We start from the raw sequence: 2,817 nt of genomic DNA, 5'->3' as shown, positions 1-2,817 counted from the left end.
TATATTTGCACCCGCTTAGCTGATAAGGCTGGGTTTGGACAGAGGTTAAATTTGGTCGATTTGGGCCAATTTTTTTTCTGTTTGAATTGGAAGTTCATTGGACATATTGTATAGACAGCGTAAAAGAGAATAGAGAAGCCATTTTGATGTCAAGGATTTTGGGTTGATAGGGAGTTGAAGTCATTTAACTTTTTACAATGAAGAGTTTGATCCTGGCTCAGGATGAACGCTAGCGGCAGGCCTAACACATGCAAGTCGAGGGGTAACAGAGTTTGCTTGCAAACTGCTGACGACCGGCGCACGGGTGCGGAACGCGTATGGAACCTGCCCCTGTCAGGGGAATAGCCCAGAGAAATTTGGATTAATGCCCCATGGTATCGGGCCACTGCATGGTGGTCTGATTAAAGATTTATCGGACAGGGATGGCCATGCGTACCATTAGCTTGTTGGTGGGGTAACGGCCCACCAAGGCAACGATGGTTAGGGGCCCTGAGAGGGGGATCCCCCACACTGGTACTGAGACACGGACCAGACTCCTACGGGAGGCAGCAGTGAGGAATATTGGACAATGGTCGGGAGACTGATCCAGCCATGCCGCGTGCAGGATGACGGCCCTATGGGTTGTAAACTGCTTTTATACGGGAAGAAACCTGTCCACGTGTGGACAGCTGACGGTACCGTAAGAATAAGGACCGGCTAACTCCGTGCCAGCAGCCGCGGTAATACGGAGGGTCCGAGCGTTATCCGGAATCATTGGGTTTAAAGGGTCCGTAGGCGGGCCCATAAGTCAGGGGTGAAAGGCCACGGCTCAACCGTGGGACTGCCTTTGATACTGTGGGTCTTGAGTCGTTGTGGGGTTGCCGGAACATGTGGTGTAGCGGTGAAATGCATAGATATCACATAGAACACCGATCGCGAAGGCAGGTGACCAACAACGTACTGACGCTGATGGACGAAAGCGTGGGTAGCGAACGGGATTAGATACCCCGGTAGTCCACGCCGTAAACGATGGACACTAGCTGTGGGGACTTCGGTCTCCGTGGCCAAGCGAAAGTGATAAGTGTCCCACCTGGGGAGTACGTTCGCAAGAATGAAACTCAAAGGAATTGACGGGGGCCCGCACAAGCGGTGGAGCATGTGGTTTAATTCGATGATACGCGAGGAACCTTACCAGGGCTTAAATGCAGGCTGCATGGGGTGGAGACACCCCTTTCTTCGGACTGCCTGCAAGGTGCTGCATGGTTGTCGTCAGCTCGTGCCGTGAGGTGTCAGGTTAAGTCCTATAACGAGCGCAACCCCTGCCGTTAGTTGCCAGCATGTAAAGATGGGGACTCTAACGGGACTGCCGGTGCAAACCGTGAGGAAGGTGGGGACGACGTCAAATCATCACGGCCCTTACGTCCTGGGCCACACACGTGCTACAATGGCCGGTACAGAGGGAAGCCACCCCGTGAGGGGGCGCGGATCTACAAAACCGGTCACAGTTCGGATCGGGGTCTGCAACTCGACCCCGTGAAGCTGGAATCGCTAGTAATCGGATATCAGCCATGATCCGGTGAATACGTTCCCGGGCCTTGTACACACCGCCCGTCAAGCCATGGAAGCCGGGAGTGCCTGAAGTCCGTCACCGCAAGGAGCGGCCTAGGGCAAAATCGGTAACTAGGGCTAAGTCGTAACAAGGTAGCCGTACCGGAAGGTGCGGCTGGAACACCTCCTTTCTAGAGAAAGACGCCCGGATATCCATATCCGGCATCTGGTGGTTCTCTTTTTCTTTTGTGCTGTCTTATAATATGTAAACATACTGGCGTTTTTAGGCCAAGACAGTCTCATAGCTCAGCTGGTTAGAGCGCTACACTGATAATGTAGAGGTCGGCAGTTCGAGTCTGCCTGAGACTACGACGTTCATTGATTGTTGGAACAAGGAAATTCTGGAAGTTGGGTATGTAGTTATTGTACTGACTACTGACTACTCATTACTAACGACTGGTAGTATGGGGAATTAGCTCAGCTGGCTAGAGCGCCTGCCTTGCACGCAGGAGGTCACCGGTTCGACTCCGGTATTCTCCACTCAGGCACAGAGCTGTCCGCGGTGATTTTTTTTTGCCGATGGCGGCCCGCCACAAGGTTCATTGACATATTGGGACGGAGCGTGACGATTTTGGTCGTCATGGCGAAGTCAAAGAAGAAACACGAAGTAGAATAGAATTCAAGGATTACGAGGGCATTTGTGCATGTTGCACAGGTGCCGACAAGCAAGAGAAGGGCGTATGGGGGATGCCTAGGCTCTCAGAGGCGAAGAAGGACGTGATAAGCTGCGAAAAACCACGGGGAGCTGCACATGAGCATTGATCCGTGGGTGTCCGAATGGGGCAACCCGGCTGGTTGAAGGCCAGTCACCCGCAAGGGGGCTAACCCGCTGAACTGAAACATCTAAGTAGGCGGAGGAAGAGAAAACAAAAGTGATTCCGGTAGTAGTGGCGAGCGAACCCGGATTAGTCCAAACCAATGTTGTTTCGGCAATGTTGGGGTTGTAGGACCACGACATTCTTTGCGTTTACCAACTGGAACCCTTTGGAAAGAGGGGCCGTAGACGGTGATAGCCCGGTACAGGCAAGTTGCGTTAAAGATAGTGGTATCCTGAGTAGCGCGGGGCACGTGAAACCCTGTGTGAATCCGGCGGGACCATCCGCCAAGACTAAATACTCCTGAGAGACCGATAGTGGACCAGTACCGTGAGGGAAAGGTGAAAAGAACCCTGAACAAGGGAGTGAAACAGACCCTGAAACCATACGCCTACAAGCGGTCGGAGCATGTTTA

2 tRNA genes and 2 rRNA genes (1 of these 4 running past the window's edge) are annotated in these 2,817 nt (G+C 52.8%); all 4 read left to right on the top strand.

Annotated features, from left to right (window positions below):
* Positions 1–194 precede the first annotated feature (194 nt).
* A 16S ribosomal RNA gene (locus DX873_RS18680) occupies positions 195–1,718 on the top strand.
* 104 nt (positions 1,719–1,822) lie between these two features.
* A tRNA-Ile gene (locus DX873_RS18675) sits at positions 1,823–1,896 on the top strand.
* Positions 1,897–1,993: 97 nt separating this feature from the next.
* Positions 1,994–2,067, top strand: a tRNA-Ala gene (locus DX873_RS18670).
* A 177-nt stretch (positions 2,068–2,244) separates the two neighbouring features.
* A 23S ribosomal RNA gene (locus DX873_RS18665) occupies positions 2,245–2,817 on the top strand; it runs 2,247 nt beyond the window's last position.
* The 16S and 23S rRNA genes sit together here with 2 tRNA genes alongside, the layout of an rRNA operon.

Origin of the sequence: Flagellimonas nanhaiensis (genome assembly GCF_003382275.1) — a bacterium.
GTDB classification, from domain to species: domain Bacteria; phylum Bacteroidota; class Bacteroidia; order Flavobacteriales; family Flavobacteriaceae; genus Flagellimonas; species Flagellimonas nanhaiensis.
Note: the sequence above shows the minus strand (reverse complement) of the source record. Positions and strands in the feature narration are given on the sequence as shown.